Here is a 17,853-nt window from a genome sequence, read left to right on the forward strand (position 1 = left end):
ACACCATGAGTACCATGAATGCAGCCATCGTCCACGAGTTCGGCAACGACATCGACATCACCACCGCCGAGGTCCCGGAGCCGGGCCCCGGCCAGGCATTGGTGAAGCTGATCGCCTCCGGCGTCTGTCACACCGACCTTCACGCGCTCGGTGGCGACTGGCCGGTCCAACCCAAGCTTCCGCTCATCCCGGGACACGAGGGTGTCGGCTATGTCGAGAAGATCGGCGAAGGCGTCACCGAGGTGAAGGTCGGCGACATGGTCGGCAACGCCTGGCTCGCCAACGCTTGCGGGAACTGCGAGTTCTGCCGCACTGGCTGGGAGACGCTCTGCGAATCCCAGACCAACGGTGGATACTCCGTCGACGGATCGTTCGGCGAGTACATGTTGGTTGAGGCCAAGTTCGCCACCCATATCCCGGAAGGCTCCGATCCGCACGAGATCGCCCCGGTCCTCTGCGCGGGGGTCACGGTCTACAAGGGGCTCAAGCGCTCCGAGGTCAAGCCCGGTCAGTGGGTGGTCATCTCAGGGATCGGCGGTCTCGGGCATATCGCCGTGCAGTATGCGGTTGCCATGGGCATGCGGGTCGCCGCGGTCGACGTCGCCGAGGAGAAGCTGGCCCTGGCGCGCAGCCATGGCGCCGAAGTGACGGTCAACGCCTTCGCCGCCGATCCGGTCGAAGCCATCCAGGAAGCCACCGGTGGTGCCCACGGAGTGCTGGTCACGGCCGTGCATCCGGACGCGTTCGGTCAAGCCATCGGCATGACCCGGCGCGGCGGCACGATCGTCTTCAACGGACTGCCACCGGGAGATTTCCCCGCCCCCATCTTCGACATTGTGCTCAAGGGCCTGACCATCCGGGGGTCCATCGTTGGCACCCGTCAGGACATGATAGAAGCCTTGGAGTTCTATGCGGCGGGCAAGATCAAGCCCACCTTCCACACTCGCCCGCTCGAGGACGTGAACGCGGTCTTCGACGAAATGCGCCACGCCAAGATCGATGGCCGAGTGGTCATCGACTACACGGGGACCACCGTCTAAACGGTTTCCGGGAAGGAACACTGCCGTCATGCCCCCGGTCCGGAGCCGCAATCCAGCGGTTCCGGACCGGGGTCACGGCCCCTGAGGAGAAGGAGAACGCCGTGGATACCGTGCTCGACGCCCGCCCCGACATAGAAGGTGAGGACTTCACCCGCGTCCGGCTCACCGCCGACGCCCAGGTGCTGCTGCGCAGCCTCTGGGCCCGCCATGGGCCGCTGATGTTCCACCAGTCGGGTGGATGCTGTGATGGTTCATCGCCGATGTGCTTCCCGGAAGGGGACTTCATCACCGGCGACGCCGATATCCGCTTGGGTGTCTTCGGACTGAAGGACGACGACGGCACCCCGCTGGGTGATATTGATTTCTGGATGTCGAAGGAACAGTTCGCATACTGGAAACACACCCTGCTCACCGTCGATGTCGTTGATGGAAGGGGCGGGGGCTTCTCTCTCGAGGCTCCGGAAGGCAAGCGTTTCCTGATCCGCAGCGAACTCATCGACGGCTGAGGCCCGACCTTGCAAGCCGGTGGCCGACCCGTGGCGCAGGGAGCCTGGGACCATCGGCCACCCGGTACCCGCGCTCCTTGGCGAGGACAGATCACTCGGGACAGGGAAGTCCCCGGCGGGTGGCCGGCAGGCCACAATCGCGAGATGTTTCGTCAGGCTGGTGTTCCTGCTGAGACAACCCGGCCAGTATTCTCACCTCTTCCAGTCGCCTGGGCTGGAACCAATTTCCTTGCCTCACTTACCGTCAGACCGGATCCGACGGCTGGTATACGAAGCTGCCGCCATCAACAAACTAAGGAGTTCCCATGACTTTCCCTCCCATCGCCCACGTCGCGTTGACCGTGACAGACCTGGACCGCAGCTCGGCCTGGTACGAACGGCTCCTGGGTGTTTCGCCCGTGTTGGATGAGGACGCTGGCGGTTTCTGGCACAAGGTCTATCCGTTGGACGGCGGAATGCTGCTGGGGCTGCACTTCCACCCGGTGACGGACTCCAACGACCGGTTCGACGCCCGACGAGCGGGGATGGACCATGTCGGTTTCGGATGCGCCGACTATCAAGAACTCGTGCGCTGGCGGGATCAGCTGGACACCTGGGGAATCGAGCACGGCGAAATCGTCGAAGCCCACTATGGTTCGGGGCTTTCGTTTGCGGATCCCGACGGAAACGCGCTCGAGTTCTTCGCACCCGCTTCCTGATCCGCAGCGAACTCATCGGCCACTGAGGCGACCCGGCGCGTCCTCCCCGCGGGGGCAACCATGACAGAATCGAGGTGAACACCCCCCCGCCCCGTGGTAGCCGTCAGGAGGCCCCCGACCGATGAAGGACCAGGGAACGCCCGGCGCTGCCCGGCGCCAACTGGACATCGAATCCCGGTCGATCTGGGCCGGTGTCGTCGCGGGGATCCTGGCTGTCATCGTCGGTGCCATCGCGTTTCGTGGATACCGGCCACCCTTGGCCGGGGACGGGTCGGTGGCGATCTATGCCTCGGTGGTCTCCGGGGTGATGGCCGGTGCCGGATTCGTGGCCGGATACGTCCAGAACATCCGTACCGTCCATCTGTGGCTCGGTGCGCGTCCGGTCATCCGGCAGATCCTCGACGTCGCAGCCCTGCTGGTGGTGCACGCCTCGATCGCGACGATGTCCGCCTTGGTGCTTTTCCGACTCTTCCAGCAGGCATTCTCGGGCCTGACCGTGGATCCGGTGGCCGGAACGGTGATGTTGGCTGTTTCAGCTGGTGTCGCTGGCTACTTCGGATATATCTCCGGGGCGCGTATCACCGCCATCGCCCTGTCGGTGATGCTGGCGGTCTTCATGTCCTCCGGGATGCTGGTGAGCATGCTGTATGCGGAGAACCCGCTGTGGTGGCACTCCATGTTCAGCGAGCTGGGCACCGGGCAAGCCGGATTGACGTCCTTCTGGACGTTCAACACCACCATCACGACCTCAGGGATCATCCTGACCACTCTCTCCGCGTTCATCACGCGTGACCTGAAGCAATGGGCCGACGTCGTCGCCGCCGCCAAACGCCACGACGAATCGGGTGCCCGGCGCTGGCACCGGACCCTGGGCGTTCAACGGCTCATGCGCCCCCGCCCCGGGGTGGTGCGTACCTGCCTGGTTGCCGGCGGGGTGTGCATGGTCGGCATCGGACTGTTCCCCGTCAATACATTCGAGCCGGTGCATACATTCTTTGTGCGGGTCCTCGCGGTGTTCCTGCTGGTGTTGCTGGCCGGGGTTCCGCTGTGGCTACCGGGGTTCCCCAAGGCCTTCTTTCTGCTCACCTATCTGGCGGTCGGCGCGCTCGTGGCGGCAGCGGCCCTGTGGCGTCCGCTGCAGTACTACAACCTCACGGCTCTCGAGCTCGCAGCGGCCGGAATCGTGTTCGCCTGGCTCGTGGTTTTCATCCGCAATACCACCGCCGTGGTGGCCTCTGCCGGCGTCGAGCCCGCGGTCCCCGGTCTGCCCGCAGGCCCCCTGGAGGACGAAAAACCCCGCAACGACGGCTCCGGTCATATAACGAACAGGTAACGATAGCTAGCGGGTCAAAACAACACGGGGCGCTCGGCGGCATCCCTTGGCAGCTTTGGGATGCCTCCGAATGGGGTCGGTGCGGCGAAAGTGTCCTCTCGGGCAGAATCCGTGTCAAATCGCCACACCCCGGCTTGATCGAAATCCTGAGCGCGTTAGGTTTGTAGGGATGGAAAATGAACTCGCAAACACACAGTCCGAGGCTACATTTCGCCACCCAGCCACCGAGGACGGAGCAGCCATGTGGAACATGGCCAAGGATTCCGAAGTGCTGGACTTGAACTCTTCCTACTACTACCTGCTCTGGTGCCGTGACTTCGCGCAGAGCTCGCTGATGGCCGTCATCGACGACCAGCCAGCCGGCTTCGTCATCGGCTACATGCGCCCCGACGAGCCCGGAACCCTGCTGATCTGGCAGGTCGCCGTCGGCGCCGGCTTCCAGAAGCGCGGCCTGGCCGCCAAGATGCTCGACGAGCTGGCCGAGCGCACCCATGCCGATCGTCTGGAAACGACGATCACGGCCGATAACGGCGCGTCGAACCACCTGTTCCAGCGCTTCGCCGAACGCCATGAGGCCGAATGCGAGCGTGAGCCGCTGTTCACCCCGGGCATGTACCCGGATGGCCATGACACCGAGTACCTGTACCGCATCGCCCCGCTGGGACTCGATGCCGATCTGCGCACGCTGAACCTGGCGTCCAGCAACTCCAAGGGCTGATCCCCCACCACGACTTCCGGCGCCCCGGGCTCCACCGTGATGCCCTGCGCCCTCCTGAAGCCTGTCATCGACCTATGAAAGGGAATGACCATGACTGACATCTTTGAAATCCGCGAATCAGAGGTTCGCACCTACAGCCGCAGCTGGCCGGCAGTGTTCGCGACCGCTTCCGGCGCCACGCAGACCGCCGAAGACGGCACGGAATACCTGGACTTCTTCGCCGGGGCCGGTGCCCTGAACTACGGGCACAACAACCCCGCCCTGACCCAGCCGCTCGTGGAGTACCTGACCAGCGGCGGCGTCGTGCACTCGCTGGACATGATGACCCCGGCCAAACGGGACTTCCTGCAGACCTTCCAGGACCTCATCCTCGAGCCGCGCAAGCTCGACTACAAGGTGATGTTCCCCGGCCCGACGGGTACCAACACCGTCGAAGCCGCGCTGAAGCTGGCCCGCAAGGTGACCGGACGGCAGAACGTCCTGTCCTTCACCAACGCGTTCCACGGCATGACGCTGGGCGCCCTGTCGGTGACCGGCAACTCGATGAAGCGCGCCGGGGCCGGCGTCCCGCTGGCCAACAGCTCGCGGATCCCCTTCGACGGCTACCTCGAAGGCGAACAGGCCGACTTCGTCTGGCTCGAGCACCTGCTCGAAGACAGCAGCTCGGGCGTCGACAAGCCCGCCGCCGTCATCGTGGAGACCGTCCAGGGCGAAGGTGGCCTGCGCGCCGCCCGCGCCGAATGGCTGCGCAGCCTCGCCGCGCTGCTCAAGCGCCACGACGTCCTGCTGATCGTCGACGACGTCCAGGCCGGTTGCGGCCGTACGGGCACGTTCTTCAGCTTCGAGGAAGCCGGCATCGAGCCGGACATCGTGTGCATCTCCAAGTCGATCTCCGGCTACGGCATGCCCATGGCGCTGACCTTGTTCAAGCGCGAACTCGACATCTGGGGCCCGGGCGAGCACAACGGCACCTTCCGTGGCAACAACCCGGCCTTCGTCACCGCGACCGCCGCACTGAAGAAGTACTGGGCCACCGGCGACTTCCAGAACGAGCTCGCCGGCACCGTCACCGCACTGCGTGATGGCCTGGCCGAGATCGTCGCCCTGGTCGACGGCGCGGAACTGCGCGGCCGTGGCCTGCTCTCCGGCGTCGTCTTCCCGGACCACTCCATCGCCACGAAGGTCGCCGCCGAATCCTTCGCCAACGGCCTCCTCGTGGAGACCTCCGGCTCGGAGGACGAGGTCCTGAAGATCATGCCGCCGCTGACCATCACCGCCGAAGAGCTGCAGCGCGGGCTGACCGTGCTCGGCAACGCCGTGCGCACCGTGACCGGACAGCCGGCCCTGGCCTCGGCCTAGGCTCCGCAGCACCCCGATAACCACCCCGACTTTTCCCCAACTTCCCCAGGAGGACACCAGATGAAGGTAATCAACCGCGATGACCTGAACGAAACCGAGCGCGACATCAAGTCGGAGACCTGGCGCAGCCGCCGCATGGTGCTGGCCCGCGAAGGAGTCGGCTTCTCCTTCCACGACACCGTGATCTACGCCGGAACCACCTCGACGTTCCACTACGCCAACCACATCGAAGCCGTGTACTGCGTGCAGGGCGAGGGAACGCTGACCAACGAAGTGACCGGCGAGGTCCACGACCTGGCCGACGGCACCATGTACCTGCTGGATGGCCACGAGAAGCACACCGTGCGTGCCACCACCGAGCTGCGCATGGCCTGCGTCTTCAACCCGCCGGTGACCGGCCGCGAAGTCCACGACGAGAACGGCGTCTACCCGCTGGTCGTCGAGGATCCCGCCGAGGGCTAGGTCCCGACGGATTTCCGCGAAGCGCGGTACACACTTCGGTGTGTGCCGCGCTTTTGCGTGTCCGGGACCGGCCCCACGGCAGCTCGCTGCGATACCCGGTCGGCCGGCTACGGAACCTCCCACGGTTCGATCGGGCCGGGAATCGTTGAGAAAAGGCGATGCGTCTCGGGTGGCGTGGGGACCGAACCCCTGAGCTCGACCGCGCGGACGGCCAGTTTGGCCAGCAGGTGGTCGCGCTCGTGCTCCAGCTGGCCGGCGGTCACCGTCAGCAGCGGCCCGGCCGGGACGTGCGGGACCAGGACAAGGGCACGGTTGAACCGGTAGCCGCGGGAATCGGCCTCGGCCGCCAGGCCCTCGAGGTAGGCGCCGATCAAGGAGATCGGGTCGCCACCGGCACGGAACCGCGTCAATTGGGGGTGGTTCCGATAGCCAACGGTGTCGCCGCCAAGGACCTTTTGCGCCAGCAGGGTTTCACGCCAGCACGCCACCAGACCCTTGGAATCCAGATACCGGGGGTGCAGGGACCAGAGGCGCATGGGGGTATCGTATCCACATTCCCCCCGGGGCCGCCCTCCCGGCGCACAACGCGGCCGGAACGCTTCACGCGCTGTCCCGGGTCTGGGATAGTGGGCAGCATATCCGCTGAACTGGAGGACCGTCGTGAGCACGCCACCATCCACCGGGTCCCCGCGCCGGGCCTGCCTCGTCGTCGGGGTCCCTCCACGGCCGCGGGACGAACTGATCCGGACCGCGGCGGAGGTCGCCCAGCAGTATGGGGCGTTGGCACTGTTTGCCACCGTGGATCCCAGCCGATATGCCGTTAACGGCGCCGACGGCTCGACGTGGTTCGCACCGATCGACCCGGACAGCGACGAACCAGCCGAACCCACTTTCGACCCCGAGGTGCGTCGCAGGATCGAAGGCCTCATGGGCGGGCTGGACGTGGAATGGTCCACGCGCTGCCTGGTCGGGGACACGGCGACGGCCCTGGCGGCCTTCGCCGCGGAACAAGAGGCCGCGATGATCGTCGTCGGCACGCGGGAGCCGGGCGTCAGCTCGGGCTTTCGTGAGTTCCTGGGCGGATCCGTGGCGGTGCATCTGGCCCACCGGCAGGATCGACCGGTCCTGGTGGTTCCACTGCACCCGGTGGCCACGGACGCCCGGCTGCCGTGGGAAGCTTCCTGAGCCGGGCCCCGGAGCGACGCCGCGGGGTCGGGTCGCCACGGCTACTGCACTAGGATCGTTGTTCGGCCGCGAAGCCACGGCGTGCAATCAAGGGAGTACCGGTGAATGAAGTAGGCGAGGGACTGCGTTCCCTCGACGGGACGTGGGTGTATCTCTTCGGGGCGGTGATGGTGGCCCTGTCCGCGCTGATCCCCCCGGTGCCCAGTACGACGCTGTATGTCGCGTTGGGCGCCCTGGCCGCGCAAACGGACACCCTGAACCCGCTCCTGCTCGCCGCCTCCATGCTCGTCGGCGCGATCGCCGGGGACGCGGCGATCTACGCGTTGGCCGTGCGCTTCGACGTCGTGAACTGGCGGATCCTGGCCGGACGGCGTTGGCAGGCGGCCCTGGCCGCGACGCGCAATAGGCTCAAGGACCACGATCTTCCCCTGGTGATGACCTCGCGGTTCATCCCCATGGGCCGGTTGACGATGAACATCGGCTCCGCCTTGGTTCCCCACACCTGGCGGGTCTTCCTCCAGCATTCGCTCATTGCCGGGGTCCTCTGGTCGGTGTATTCCGTCGGGGTGGGCCTGCTGTCCGGGGCCTGGGACGGTTTGTCCACCGAGGTCGCCGTGCTGTTGGCCATCGTCGTCTCGCTGGTCCTGGGTCGGGCCATCAACAACGTGATCAGTTGGTGGGAAACCCGGAACCTGCCCGCACCCACCGTCGCGGGCAAATCGAAACTCCGTCGTCGTGCCGTCAAACGGGCCGCATCCGCGCAGGAAGCACCCGCGGAAAACCCGGTCTCCGAGGCCTGAATGGGCGCCGGGTGGACGGGCATGGGAGAATGGGTGTAATGAGTACCCCTGAAGAGACCGCAGCCCCCGATTCCACCGAGCGTTCCCGCCAGTCGGAGAACCGCGCCCGGCAGGAAGGCCGCGCCCAGGTCCGTCCCACCGCAGAAGGCTGGACCCAGGCCATGGCCCCCGACGGCCGGCCGAAGCTGGAGTTCAAGTCCAAGGCGCGCGTTTCCCAGCCGCCGGTGCACCTGGCCGATCTGACGCTGGCCGAACGCCAGGCCAAGCTCGTCGAACTCGGTCTGCCGAAGTTCCGGGCCAAGCAGCTCTCCGTGCACTACTTCCAGCACTACACCACCGACCCCGAGCAGATGAGCGATCTGCCCAAGGAACGCCGCCAGGAACTGGTGGACGCCATGTTCCCGACGCTGCTCACCCAGGTGAAGCGCTTGACCACCGACAACGGGGACACGGTCAAGTTCCTGTGGCGGCTCTTCGACGGTTCCCTGGTCGAATCCGTGCTGATGCGCTATCCGGGCCGGGTGACCCTGTGCGTCTCCAGCCAATGCGGTTGCGGCATGAACTGCCCCTTCTGCGCCACCGGCCAGGCCGGACTGACCCGGAACATGTCCGCCGCGGAGATCCTGGACCAGATCGTCCAGGCCAACCGGGTCATCGCCGAGGGCGGACTCGGAGGCGGCCGCCGCGATGGAGGATACGACGCCGAACGCGTCACCAACATCGTGTTCATGGGCATGGGCGAGCCGCTGGCCAACTACAAGCGGGTCATGAACGCCGTGCACCGGATGATCAACGACGCCCCCGAGGGGCTGGGCATGAGTGCACGCAACATCACCATCTCCACCGTGGGGCTGGTCCCGGCGATCAATAAGCTGGCCGCCGAGGACATCCCGATCACCTTCGCGTTGAGCCTGCACGCCCCCGACGACGAGCTGCGTGACGAGCTCATCCCGGTGAACTCGCGGTGGAAGGCCGATGAGGCCATCGACGCCGCCTACAACTACTACAAGGCCACCGGGCGACGGGTGTCGATCGAGTACGCGCTGATCAAGGACATGAACGACCACGCCTGGCGGGCGGATCTGCTGGCCAAGAAGCTCAATAAGCGCGGCCGCGGTTGGGTGCACGTGAACCCGATCCCGCTGAACCCCACCCCGGGTTCGGTCTGGACGTCCTCGGAGCCGGAGATCACCGACGAGTTCATCAACCGTCTGATCGACGCCGGGATTCCCACCACGTTGCGCGATACCCGCGGCAAGGAGATCGACGGCGCCTGCGGCCAGCTCGCCGCCTCGGAGTAGGGCCGCGCCGGAACGAAGGAACCGGTGGCCTAATGCGGCCCCGCCATCGCGTGCCCGTGAAATGGCACTAGCATCGGTGTCATGGGGATCTTCAGTCGTGGCACCACCGGGCCACAGTCAATCGCGGACCTGGCCCCCGAATCGGTCATGCTGGCCGGGGCCGGCCGGGCCATCCTGCTGCAACTGGCCTACCCGCCGGTCGGGCACGGGGTGTCCCGTCATTCGGGATTCGTCCAGGACCCCCTGTCCCGGCTGCACGGCACCCTGACCTACATCTACGCCCTCACCAACGGCACCGACGCCCAGGCCGAGGCCGCCCGTACCTGGGTCGAGCGGGTCCACGCCCCCGTGCATTCCGAGGCCGCCGCGGACGGCAGCCACCCAGCCTACGACGCCCATGACCCGGACTCCCAGCTCTGGGTCGCCGCCACCCTCTACGACTCGGCCATGATCGTGTACGAGGCGGTCTTCGGGCCGTTACCGGGCGATACCGCCGAGAAGATCTACCGCGGGTACTCGGTGCTGGGCACCGCCTTGCGCGTCCCGGAAGGGGCCTGGCCGGCCACCCGCGCCGATTTCGCCGCCTATTGGGAGGCCATGACCGGTGAGCTGACGGTGGATCGGACCACCATGCGGGTGGGCCGTGCCCTGCTGGAGGCCCACAACGCCCCGCCCTGGATCCGGCTGGCGATGCCCGTGGCCAGGATCCTCACCGCGGGCCTGCTGACACCCGAACTGCGCCACGCCTACGGGTTGCGCTACGGGCCGGGGCACGACGCCGTCTTCCGGGCCCTGATGCGAGGGCTCGCCCTGGTCTTTCCCCGCCTTCCGGCCAGGATCCGCCACGCCCCGATGCACTACTACCTGACCCGGCTCGACGGAGCAGCCGCGGGCACCCCCGACCTCGAAGGAGCACCATGAACCAGCCCTTGACCGTTGCCTCCCGGGCCCAGGTGCCCTCCTTCCAGGTGATGGACATCCTCTCCCGGGTGGCCGACCTGCGGGCCGCCGGGCGCGACGTCATCTCCCTCTGCGCCGGTGAACCCAGCGGTGGGGCGCCATCGGACGTCTCGGCACGGGCCGCGGCCATCCACGCCTCGGCCATGCCGCTGACCTACACCCCGGCCCTGGGCATCACCGAACTCCGTCAGGCCATCGCCGGGCACTACCTGCGCTGGTACGGCCTCGAGGTCCCGGCGGCCAACGTCGCGGTGACCACCGGATCCTCCGGGGCGTTCATGCTCACCTTCCTGGCCGCCTTCAACCCCGGGGACCGGGTCGCCCTGGCCCGGCCGGGGTATCCGGCGTACCGGAACATCCTGCGCACCCTGGGCATCGAGGTCGTCGAACTCGATTGCGGTCCGGCGACCCGGTACCAGCCCACCCCCGAACAGCTCGATGCGGCCGTCGCCGAGCACGGGCCGCTCTCGGGGCTGATGCTGGCCTCCCCGGCCAACCCGACCGGAACCATGGTCTCCCGGGAGGAACTGTCGGCACTGACGCAATGGTGTGCCGCCCACGGGGCCCGGCTGGTCAGTGACGAGATCTACCACGGGATCACCTACCCCGCCGCCGGCGACCCCGACGTCCGGGGTGTGAGCGCCTGGGAACTGGAGCGCACCGGCGTGGTCATCTCCAGCTTCTCCAAATACTGGGGCATGACCGGCTGGCGCCTGGGCTGGGCGTTGGTGCCCGATGACCTGCTGCCAGCGGTCGAGGCACTCGCCGGGAACGTGGCCCTCTGCCCGCCGGCGCCGGCACAAATGGCCGCGGTGGAGGCCTTTACCGAGGAGTCCTACCGGCAGGCGGAAGCCTTCGTAGACCAGTTCGCGGCCACCCGTGCCGTCCTGCTGGACAACCTGCCCCGGCTCGGATGGGGCCAGGCCGCCCCGGCCGACGGGGCGTTCTACGTGTACGCGCACCTGGGGGAGGCCCTTGAAGGCTTCGAGGATTCGACGGCCTATTGCGCCGCGCTGCTGGAGCAGGAGGGGGTCGCCCTGGTACCGGGAGCCGATTTCGACGTCGTCGGCGGGCGCCGGGCGGTCCGGTTGAGTTTCGCCGCCGGCCCAGACGCCGTCACCGAAGCCATCGAACGGATCATCCGCTTCCAGGCGGGGCGCTGATGCGCCGTCGGGGTGGACGTCCACGCATCGGTGTGGGCGGGATGTCCATCGAAGCCTCGAACTTCTCCCCGCACCGTTCGGGGTTCGAGGCCTTCCGGTTCACGCACGACGACGAACTGCTCTCCCGCTATGCGGTCCTGCAGCCGGATGGCCCCGAACATGATCCGGCGGTCGCCGACGAGGTGGAGTGGGTGCCGCTGGTCCACGCCCGGTCCCTGCCCGGGGGCATGGTCCTTCCCGAGGTCTATGAGGCGTTGAAGACCGAACTGGTGTCCATGATCCGTGCCTGCGGCCCCTTCGACGGATTCCTGCTGGACATCCATGGCGCCATGACGGTCCTGGGACGGCAGGATGCCGAAGCCGATCTGGCCCGGGCCGTCCGCACCGCCCTCGACGACTCCAGTGCGGCCGCGGGAACGCCGCGGACACTGATCTCCGCCCCGATGGACCTGCACGGCAATGTTTCGGCGGAACTGGTGAACGCCTGCGATCTGATCACCTGTTACCGCATGGCTCCTCACGAGGACGAGCAACAAACCAAGACCCGGGCCATGGCGAACCTGCAGGCCCGGTTGCTCGAAGGCACCGGAGCCCCGGCCAAGGCCTACGTCCGGATCCCTGTGCTGCTGCCCGGGGAGAAGACCTCCACCCGACTGGAGCCGGCGCGGGGCATCTACGCGGCGATCCCCGGCATCGAAGCCCTGGATGGCATCGTGGATGCCTCCCTCTGGGTCGGCTACGCCTGGGCGGACGAACCGCGGTGCTCAGCCTGCGTGGTCGTCACCGGGGACGACGCCGACCTCGCGGCAGCCCAGGCCACCGAACTGGCCCGCACATATTGGGATGCGCGGGCCGACTTCGCCTTCGTCGCCCCGGCGGCGCCCCTGGCCGACTGTCTCGACGTAGCGCTCGCCGACGGTGCGCCGCGTCCCTACGTGCTCTCCGATTCCGGGGACAACCCGACGGCCGGAGGCACGGGGGATGTGACCTGGACGCTGACCCGATTGATCGAGGATCCCAGGTTCATTGCGGGGGGCCCGCGGACCGTGGTCGCCTCCCTCTTCGATGAGGCGGCGGTGGAGGCGTGCCATCAGGCGGGGGTCGGAGCACGCCTCAGGGTTTCGGCCGGGGCCGCGGTGGACCATCTGCACGCCGGACCGGTTCTCCTGGACGGGACCGTGGTTCAGATCAGCGCGGGGGATGAGACCTCGGGCCGCGTGGCAGTGGTCCAGATCGGCTCGATCGAAGCGATCATCACCGAACGCCGCAAGCCCTACCACCGGATCTCGGACTTCGAAGCGGCCGGGCTGGATGTCTCGGAGGCGGACCTGGTGATCGTGAAGATCGGCTATCTGGACCCCGAGTTCTTCGACGTGGCCGCCGACTGGATGCTGGCACTGACCCCCGGAGGGGTGGACCAGGACCTCCTGAGACTGGGCCACCGGAACATCGAGCGACCCATGTTCCCCTTTGATCCCGACATGACCGACCCGGATCTCACCGCCACGCTCCTCCCGTCCAGCGGCACGAAGCGGGCCTGACCGGCGGAGACCGGACCATGACAACGGTCATGGTCGGAAGGTGATCGCTGCCAGAGGCGTCGGAACGGCTCAACCACAAGACTGGTCCCATGGACACCACGACAGCAGCCCTCGAACTCCAGGACCTACACAAGACCTTCTCCGTGGACGGGGGCCGGCTCAACGCCGTCGACGGCATCAGCCTGAGTGTCGCCCCGGGGGAGATCGTCGCCCTGCTCGGACCCAACGGGGCCGGCAAGACCACCGCCATCGACATGGCCCTGGGGCTGACCGACCCCACCTCCGGGACGGTCTCCATCTTCGGTGGCAAACCCCAGGAAGCCGTCCGTGCCGGCCGGGTCTCCGCCCTCCTGCAGACCGGCGGCCTGCTCCGGGACCTTTCGGTCCAGGAGACCGTACTGGCCATCGCCTCCCTCCACGGGGCCCAGGACCGGGTCCAACAGGTCATGGAGGCCACCGACATCACCCGGCTGGCCCACCGCAAGGTGGTCAAATGTTCCGGTGGCGAGCAGCAGCGGCTCAAATTCGCGTTGGCCCTGCTGCCGGACCCAGACGTGCTGATCCTCGATGAGCCGACCGCCGGCATGGATGTCAACGCCCGCCGCGCCTTCTGGGCCACCATGCGCCGGGATGCCACGGCAGGCAGGACAGTCATCTTCGCCACCCACTACCTGGAGGAGGCCGAGAGCTTCGCCCAGCGCATCGTGTTGATGAACGCCGGGAAGATCATCGCCGACGGAACCACCGCCAATGTCAGGGCCCTGGCCTCCGGCAGAACCGTCGCGGCGACCCTGCAGGAGCACGGGACCATCGATGCGGCCGACCCGCGGTTGGCCGAGTTGAAGGCCCTGGACGGGGTGACCGCGGTGGTGGTGAACGGTCCACGCATCACCGTCACGGCCAGCGATTCCGACGCCGTCGCCCTGCACCTGTTGACCCGGACGGGCGGAACCAACCTGGAAATCTCCGCCCCCAGCCTGGAGACCGCCTTCGTCCAGATGACCAACGAGCCGGCCGCCGAGACCGCCGGCGCCTGAACGCCGCCCCGCTTCGCCCCCACGCCAAAGGAACCGTCATGAATGCCACCTTCGTCCGTATCGATCTGACCCGCCAGCTGCGCGACGTCATGAACCTGATGTTCGTCCTGATCCTCCCGGCCCTGATGTATGTGATCTTCGGGCTGTCCTTCGGCTACGGCGGGGAATCCGCCGGCCACGGGAACGTGAAATTCTACATCATGGCCTCGATGGCCGCCTATGGCGCCTCGGTGGCCGCCACCGCCGTCACCGGGGTCGCCGCCGTCGAGCTGATGCAGGGGTGGGGTCGACAGATCGCCCTGACCCCGCTGCGGCCCGCAGGATTCGTGGCCGGGAAGGCGGTGGTCGCCCTGGCCATCACCGCGCTGGCCATCGCCGTGGTCTTCGTGGTCGGCGCCTTCACCGGTGCCCGCGTCGACAGTGCGTGGATGTGGCCGGTCACCTTCCTCATCGCCCTGGTCGGCTCGGTCCTGTTCTCCCTCTTCGGCTACGCCATCGCCATGCTTTTCAAAAGCGATTCAGCCATGGGGGTCGCCTCCGGAGCCCTGGTGATATTGGCCTTCCTCGGGAACGTCTTCATCCCCCTGAGCGGAACCCTGCTGCAAGTCGCACGCTTCACCCCCATGTACGGGTATGTGGGGCTGGTGCGGTGGCCGATCCTCGAGGGGGCACAGGCCCAATCGCCGGAAGTCGACCCATTGTGGGGGTTGATCGCTAATCTGGTGGCATGGCTTCTCATCTTCGGAATCGTCGCGGTCCTGGCCGTACGCCGCGGCCAGGCACGCCGTTAGGAGACGACGGGATGACCATCCCCGAGACCCGGGCCGCCGCCCGTCCGTCCGTCGCGTCGGCCGAGCCGTCGTCTGCCAGGAGCGGTTGGGAACGCCACGGCTGGCTCCTTTCGGCCATCTGGCTCATCTTCCTGGGCTATACCGTCGCCGCCGTCGTCCAGGCCGACCTCGGCCCCGGATTACTGGTCCTGGCGTTCCTGCTGATCGGCCTGTTCATCGGCGTCTACCTGACCGGTTTCATCCTGGGCAACCGGCTGGACCCGGAAGCGAAGTGGGTCCGCTGGACCCCGTTGGGCCTGGCCGCACTGGTCGCCATCCTGCTCGGGATGGGTGCCATCATCGGCCTCGACGCGATCTACATGAGCCCGTTCCTGATCGCCTACGCCTGCTTCCTGCTGTCGCGGGCCGGGGCTTGGGCGGTGGGCATCGCCAGCATCGGGTTGACCCTCCTGCTGTCGGCGCTCGCCGGAGACATCACTGATTATTTGTACATCGTGGCCATCCAGGCGGGGATCTTCGTGCTGAACATGGTCACCTTCGCCTTCATCGAGGCCGGGACGCGCAGTGACGAGATTCAGGCCGACCTCGCCGTGGTCTCCGAACGCGAACGCGTCGCCCGGGATGTGCACGATGTCCTGGGCCATACGCTCACCGTGGTGGCCGTGAAGGCCGAACTCGCCGAGCGGCTCATCACTGATGACCCCGAGCGTAGTCGCGCGGAGATCGCCGAAATCCGTTCGTTGGTGCGTGGAGCCCTCTCCGACGTCAGGACCACCGTGGGTGGACTGCTGGGCAATGACCTTCCCAATCAGCTCGAGGCGCTGCGCATCACGCTCACCGGGGCAGGGATCGACGTGGATATCGAAGGCGAGCCCGCCGGGGAGGTCCCGCAGAAGTTCCATGGGCCGCTGGGCTGGTTCCTGCGCGAGGCGGGCACGAACGTGCTGCGCCATGCCCAGGCCACCCGCTGCGTGATCCGTTTCGGCCCCAATTCACTGGTCATTGAAGACGACGGGGTCGGGTGGGGGACCAGCACGGCCGGGAACGGGGTCTGTGGAATGAGCGAGCGCATGGCCGAAGCCGGGGCGGGTTTCCGCATCGGAGCAGCAGAGCTCGGCGGAGCTCGGGTGGAGGCCAGCTGGTGAGCATCAGAATCCTCGTCGCCGACGACCAGGCGCTGGTGCGCGGTGCCCTCGTGGCACTGCTGGGACTCGAAACCGACCTGGACGTCGTGGCCGAAGCCGATAACGGGGTGGACGCCGTCGAACGGGCGGCCTCCTGCGAGATCGACGTCTGCGTCCTGGACATCCAGATGCCGGGCCTGGACGGGATCGAGGCCGCCCGCCGGATCCACCAGGAGGTACCCGGCTGCCGGACGCTGATGGTGACCACGTTTGGGCGCACCGGCTATCTCCGTGAAGCGCTCCAGGCAGGGGCCAGCGGATTCGTCGTCAAGGACACCCCGGCGGCCGAGTTGGCCGAGGCCATCCGCAAGGTCCACGCCGGGTTGCGGGTGGTGGACCCCCAGTTGGCGGCCACCTCGCTATCCGAGGGGCGGAACCCGCTGACCGAGCGGGAGCGCGAGGTTCTCGCACAGGCCCGGAACGGTCGGACCGTCGCGGCGATCTCGGCGGCCATGCATCTCTCCGCGGGGACCGTGCGGAACCACCTGTCCGCAGCCATCGGCAAGACCGGGGCGGTCAACCGGATCGAGGCCGCGGGCATCGCCGCCGAGCGCGGGTGGCTGTAGGATCACCGCACCGATAATTAGATGATGAACCCGTGGCGTTGTACATCGCTTATTAGGTTGGGGTAACCTAACTTTCGTACATTTCCGGAGTCGCGCCGGACCCCTGCGGGACCGCATCACCTAAGGATCCTCATGCCCCTTCCCTCTCTCCGCTCCTTCGGGGCGACCGTGGCCCTGACCGCCGCGTCGGCCCTCGTGTTGACCGGCTGTGCCGGCGGCGACGCTGCCGCCGGCAACGGCCAGGAAGCCTCCTCCGGTGAGACCGCCGGCTTCCCCGTGACGATCGACAGTGCCCTGGGCGAAGCAAAGATCCCCGAGAAACCGGAGCGGGTCATCACCCTGGGCCAGGGTTCCACCGAAACCTCGATCGCCCTGGGCACCATCCCCGTCGGGATGGAGGAATATGCGTGGGCCGCCGACGACACCGGCTACCTGCCGTGGATCCACGACGCAGTGGAGGACGACGGCGGGGAGCTGCCCGAACTCGTCGGGGCCGGGGAGAAGCTCGACATGGAAAAGATCGTCGATCTGGAACCGGACGTCATCCTGGCCCCCTGGTCCGGTCTGACCCAGGAGCAGTTCGACACCCTGGACGCGATTGCCCCGACCGTCGCCTACCCGGATCAGGCCTGGAGCATCGACTGGGATGAGCAGATGGACATCGTCGGGCAGGCGCTGGGAGAGGAAGCCGAGGCCCAGGACCTGGTCTCCGACCTGAAGCAGCAGCTCTCCGATGTCGCCGAGGAGCACCCCGACTATGCCGAGCACACCTTCTCCTACATCTACACCACCCCCGACACCCTGGGGGTCTTCAAACCCACCGAGCAGCGCGCCGCCATGGTCAAGGCCCTGGGCCTGAAGGTCGACGCTGCCGTGGAGGAGATGGAGGAGACCGAAGGCACCGATTCTGCGGTCATCGGCTACGAAAATGCCGACCAGCTCAACGACAGCGACCTGATCTTCACGTTCTACTCCGACGCTGCAGCCCGCAAGCAGGCCCTATCGAATAAGCTCTACGCCCAGATCCCCGCCATCAAGCAGGGCGCGGTGGTCGCCAGCGAGGACAACGCCTTCGTCACCGCCTCCTCGATGATCAACCCGCTGACGGTCCCGTATGCCGTGGACCGCTACCTCCCGATGATCGACGAGGCCATCGAGCAGGCCGGAAAGTAACCCCGCCATCAGCACCCTCGGCACCACCACCGACGG

General features: G+C 67.1%; 19 protein-coding genes. 18 read left to right on the forward strand and 1 reads right to left on the reverse strand.

Going from position 1 to position 17,853, the window contains the following annotated elements; all coding sequences use genetic code 11:
* The first annotated feature begins 5 nt into the window (after positions 1 to 5).
* The 7 genes from adhP to ACT3S2_RS01665 all read left to right on the forward strand — a co-directional run bounded on the left by adhP (position 6) and on the right by ACT3S2_RS01665 (position 6,116).
* Complete coding sequence (gene adhP, locus ACT3S2_RS01635; protein ID WP_086996678.1) at positions 6 to 1,040, forward strand: alcohol dehydrogenase AdhP; 1,035 nt, start codon at positions 6 to 8, stop codon at positions 1,038 to 1,040.
* Positions 1,041 to 1,141: 101 nt separating this feature from the next.
* A complete protein-coding gene (locus tag ACT3S2_RS01640; RefSeq protein ID WP_086996675.1) occupies positions 1,142 to 1,546 on the forward strand; it encodes a DUF779 domain-containing protein in 405 nt (134 codons plus the stop codon).
* A 305-nt stretch (positions 1,547 to 1,851) separates the two neighbouring features.
* Positions 1,852 to 2,244: a VOC family protein gene (locus tag ACT3S2_RS01645; protein WP_086996672.1), complete on the forward strand. Its 393-nt coding sequence runs from the start codon at positions 1,852 to 1,854 to the stop codon at positions 2,242 to 2,244.
* 121 nt (positions 2,245 to 2,365) lie between these two features.
* The gene (locus ACT3S2_RS01650; protein ID WP_086996669.1) at positions 2,366 to 3,577 is read left to right on the forward strand and encodes a hypothetical protein; all 1,212 of its coding nucleotides are present in this window, start codon (positions 2,366 to 2,368) and stop codon (positions 3,575 to 3,577) included.
* 169 nt (positions 3,578 to 3,746) lie between these two features.
* Positions 3,747 to 4,295 carry a diaminobutyrate acetyltransferase gene (ectA, locus tag ACT3S2_RS01655; protein WP_444554769.1) on the forward strand — a complete coding sequence of 183 codons (549 nt, stop codon included), beginning with the start codon at positions 3,747 to 3,749 and terminating at the stop codon, positions 4,293 to 4,295.
* Between the two features lie 90 nt (positions 4,296 to 4,385).
* Positions 4,386 to 5,654 (forward strand): diaminobutyrate--2-oxoglutarate transaminase, encoded by a 1,269-nt coding sequence (gene ectB / locus ACT3S2_RS01660; protein ID WP_444554768.1) that lies wholly within the window; start codon positions 4,386 to 4,388, stop codon positions 5,652 to 5,654.
* A 60-nt stretch (positions 5,655 to 5,714) separates the two neighbouring features.
* Positions 5,715 to 6,116 carry an ectoine synthase gene (locus tag ACT3S2_RS01665; protein ID WP_444554767.1) on the forward strand — a complete coding sequence of 134 codons (402 nt, stop codon included), beginning with the start codon at positions 5,715 to 5,717 and terminating at the stop codon, positions 6,114 to 6,116.
* A 107-nt stretch (positions 6,117 to 6,223) separates the two neighbouring features.
* Here the strand turns inward: ACT3S2_RS01665 and ACT3S2_RS01670 are convergent, their stop codons facing one another.
* Positions 6,224 to 6,652, reverse strand: coding sequence for a pyrimidine dimer DNA glycosylase/endonuclease V (locus ACT3S2_RS01670; RefSeq protein ID WP_444554766.1), 429 nt, complete (start codon positions 6,650 to 6,652; stop codon positions 6,224 to 6,226).
* A 124-nt stretch (positions 6,653 to 6,776) separates the two neighbouring features.
* On the opposite strand from ACT3S2_RS01670, the gene ACT3S2_RS01675 reads away from it, so the two are divergent.
* From ACT3S2_RS01675 to ACT3S2_RS01725, 11 genes are all read left to right on the forward strand, one after another.
* On the forward strand, positions 6,777 to 7,301 hold the full coding sequence (locus ACT3S2_RS01675) for a universal stress protein (protein WP_444554765.1): 525 nt from the start codon (positions 6,777 to 6,779) through the stop codon (positions 7,299 to 7,301).
* Positions 7,302 to 7,402: 101 nt separating this feature from the next.
* Positions 7,403 to 8,101 (forward strand): DedA family protein, encoded by a 699-nt coding sequence (locus tag ACT3S2_RS01680; RefSeq protein WP_444554764.1) that lies wholly within the window; start codon positions 7,403 to 7,405, stop codon positions 8,099 to 8,101.
* A gap of 38 nt (positions 8,102 to 8,139) precedes the next feature.
* On the forward strand, positions 8,140 to 9,402 hold the full coding sequence (gene rlmN, locus ACT3S2_RS01685; RefSeq protein WP_444554763.1) for a 23S rRNA (adenine(2503)-C(2))-methyltransferase RlmN: 1,263 nt from the start codon (positions 8,140 to 8,142) through the stop codon (positions 9,400 to 9,402).
* An 81-nt stretch (positions 9,403 to 9,483) separates the two neighbouring features.
* Entirely contained in the window at positions 9,484 to 10,323 is an 840-nt protein-coding gene (locus ACT3S2_RS01690; protein WP_444554762.1) for an oxygenase MpaB family protein, read from the forward strand.
* Positions 10,320 to 11,525 (forward strand): aminotransferase class I/II-fold pyridoxal phosphate-dependent enzyme, encoded by a 1,206-nt coding sequence (locus ACT3S2_RS01695; protein ID WP_444561121.1) that lies wholly within the window; start codon positions 10,320 to 10,322, stop codon positions 11,523 to 11,525. Before ACT3S2_RS01690 ends, ACT3S2_RS01695 begins: the two co-directional genes overlap by 4 nt.
* Positions 11,525 to 13,066, forward strand: coding sequence for a M81 family metallopeptidase (locus tag ACT3S2_RS01700; protein ID WP_444561122.1), 1,542 nt, complete (start codon positions 11,525 to 11,527; stop codon positions 13,064 to 13,066). The genes ACT3S2_RS01695 and ACT3S2_RS01700 overlap by 1 nt, the downstream gene beginning before the upstream one ends.
* Positions 13,067 to 13,155: 89 nt before the next feature.
* Positions 13,156 to 14,103, forward strand: a complete 948-nt coding sequence (locus ACT3S2_RS01705) for an ABC transporter ATP-binding protein (RefSeq protein WP_444555655.1) — start codon at positions 13,156 to 13,158, stop codon at positions 14,101 to 14,103.
* Between the two features lie 38 nt (positions 14,104 to 14,141).
* Positions 14,142 to 14,894 carry an ABC transporter permease gene (locus ACT3S2_RS01710; protein ID WP_444555654.1) on the forward strand — a complete coding sequence of 251 codons (753 nt, stop codon included), beginning with the start codon at positions 14,142 to 14,144 and terminating at the stop codon, positions 14,892 to 14,894.
* A gap of 11 nt (positions 14,895 to 14,905) precedes the next feature.
* Complete coding sequence (locus ACT3S2_RS01715; protein ID WP_444555653.1) at positions 14,906 to 16,039, forward strand: sensor histidine kinase; 1,134 nt, start codon at positions 14,906 to 14,908, stop codon at positions 16,037 to 16,039.
* A complete protein-coding gene (locus tag ACT3S2_RS01720; RefSeq protein WP_444555658.1) occupies positions 16,033 to 16,644 on the forward strand; it encodes a response regulator transcription factor in 612 nt (203 codons plus the stop codon). Before ACT3S2_RS01715 ends, ACT3S2_RS01720 begins: the two co-directional genes overlap by 7 nt.
* A 132-nt stretch (positions 16,645 to 16,776) precedes the next feature.
* On the forward strand, positions 16,777 to 17,817 hold the full coding sequence (locus ACT3S2_RS01725) for an iron-siderophore ABC transporter substrate-binding protein (protein ID WP_444555652.1): 1,041 nt from the start codon (positions 16,777 to 16,779) through the stop codon (positions 17,815 to 17,817).
* The last annotated feature ends 36 nt before the right edge of the window (positions 17,818 to 17,853 follow it).

This window comes from Arthrobacter sp. AOP36-A1-22, from assembly GCF_052377615.1.
GTDB lineage: Bacteria > Actinomycetota > Actinomycetes > Actinomycetales > Micrococcaceae > Arthrobacter_H.

What these genes read in the sequence shown, in the direction of transcription:
- ACT3S2_RS01705 (WP_444555655.1), top strand. Translation starts at nt 13,156, where the DNA reads ATGGACACCACGACAGCAGCCCTCGAACTCCAGGACCTACACAAGACC.
- ectA (WP_444554769.1), top strand. Translation starts at nt 3,747, where the DNA reads ATGGAAAATGAACTCGCAAACACACAGTCCGAGGCTACATTTCGCCAC.
- adhP (WP_086996678.1), top strand. Translation starts at nt 6, where the DNA reads ATGAGTACCATGAATGCAGCCATCGTCCACGAGTTCGGCAACGACATC.
- ACT3S2_RS01665 (WP_444554767.1), top strand. Translation starts at nt 5,715, where the DNA reads ATGAAGGTAATCAACCGCGATGACCTGAACGAAACCGAGCGCGACATC.
- ACT3S2_RS01670 (WP_444554766.1), bottom strand. Translation starts at nt 6,652, where the DNA reads ATGCGCCTCTGGTCCCTGCACCCCCGGTATCTGGATTCCAAGGGTCTG.
- rlmN (WP_444554763.1), top strand. Translation starts at nt 8,140, where the DNA reads ATGAGTACCCCTGAAGAGACCGCAGCCCCCGATTCCACCGAGCGTTCC.
- ACT3S2_RS01700 (WP_444561122.1), top strand. Translation starts at nt 11,525, where the DNA reads ATGCGCCGTCGGGGTGGACGTCCACGCATCGGTGTGGGCGGGATGTCC.
- ACT3S2_RS01715 (WP_444555653.1), top strand. Translation starts at nt 14,906, where the DNA reads ATGACCATCCCCGAGACCCGGGCCGCCGCCCGTCCGTCCGTCGCGTCG.
- ACT3S2_RS01690 (WP_444554762.1), top strand. Translation starts at nt 9,484, where the DNA reads ATGGGGATCTTCAGTCGTGGCACCACCGGGCCACAGTCAATCGCGGAC.
- ACT3S2_RS01725 (WP_444555652.1), top strand. Translation starts at nt 16,777, where the DNA reads ATGCCCCTTCCCTCTCTCCGCTCCTTCGGGGCGACCGTGGCCCTGACC.
- ACT3S2_RS01695 (WP_444561121.1), top strand. Translation starts at nt 10,320, where the DNA reads ATGAACCAGCCCTTGACCGTTGCCTCCCGGGCCCAGGTGCCCTCCTTC.
- ACT3S2_RS01710 (WP_444555654.1), top strand. Translation starts at nt 14,142, where the DNA reads ATGAATGCCACCTTCGTCCGTATCGATCTGACCCGCCAGCTGCGCGAC.
- ACT3S2_RS01645 (WP_086996672.1), top strand. Translation starts at nt 1,852, where the DNA reads ATGACTTTCCCTCCCATCGCCCACGTCGCGTTGACCGTGACAGACCTG.
- ACT3S2_RS01650 (WP_086996669.1), top strand. Translation starts at nt 2,366, where the DNA reads ATGAAGGACCAGGGAACGCCCGGCGCTGCCCGGCGCCAACTGGACATC.
- ectB (WP_444554768.1), top strand. Translation starts at nt 4,386, where the DNA reads ATGACTGACATCTTTGAAATCCGCGAATCAGAGGTTCGCACCTACAGC.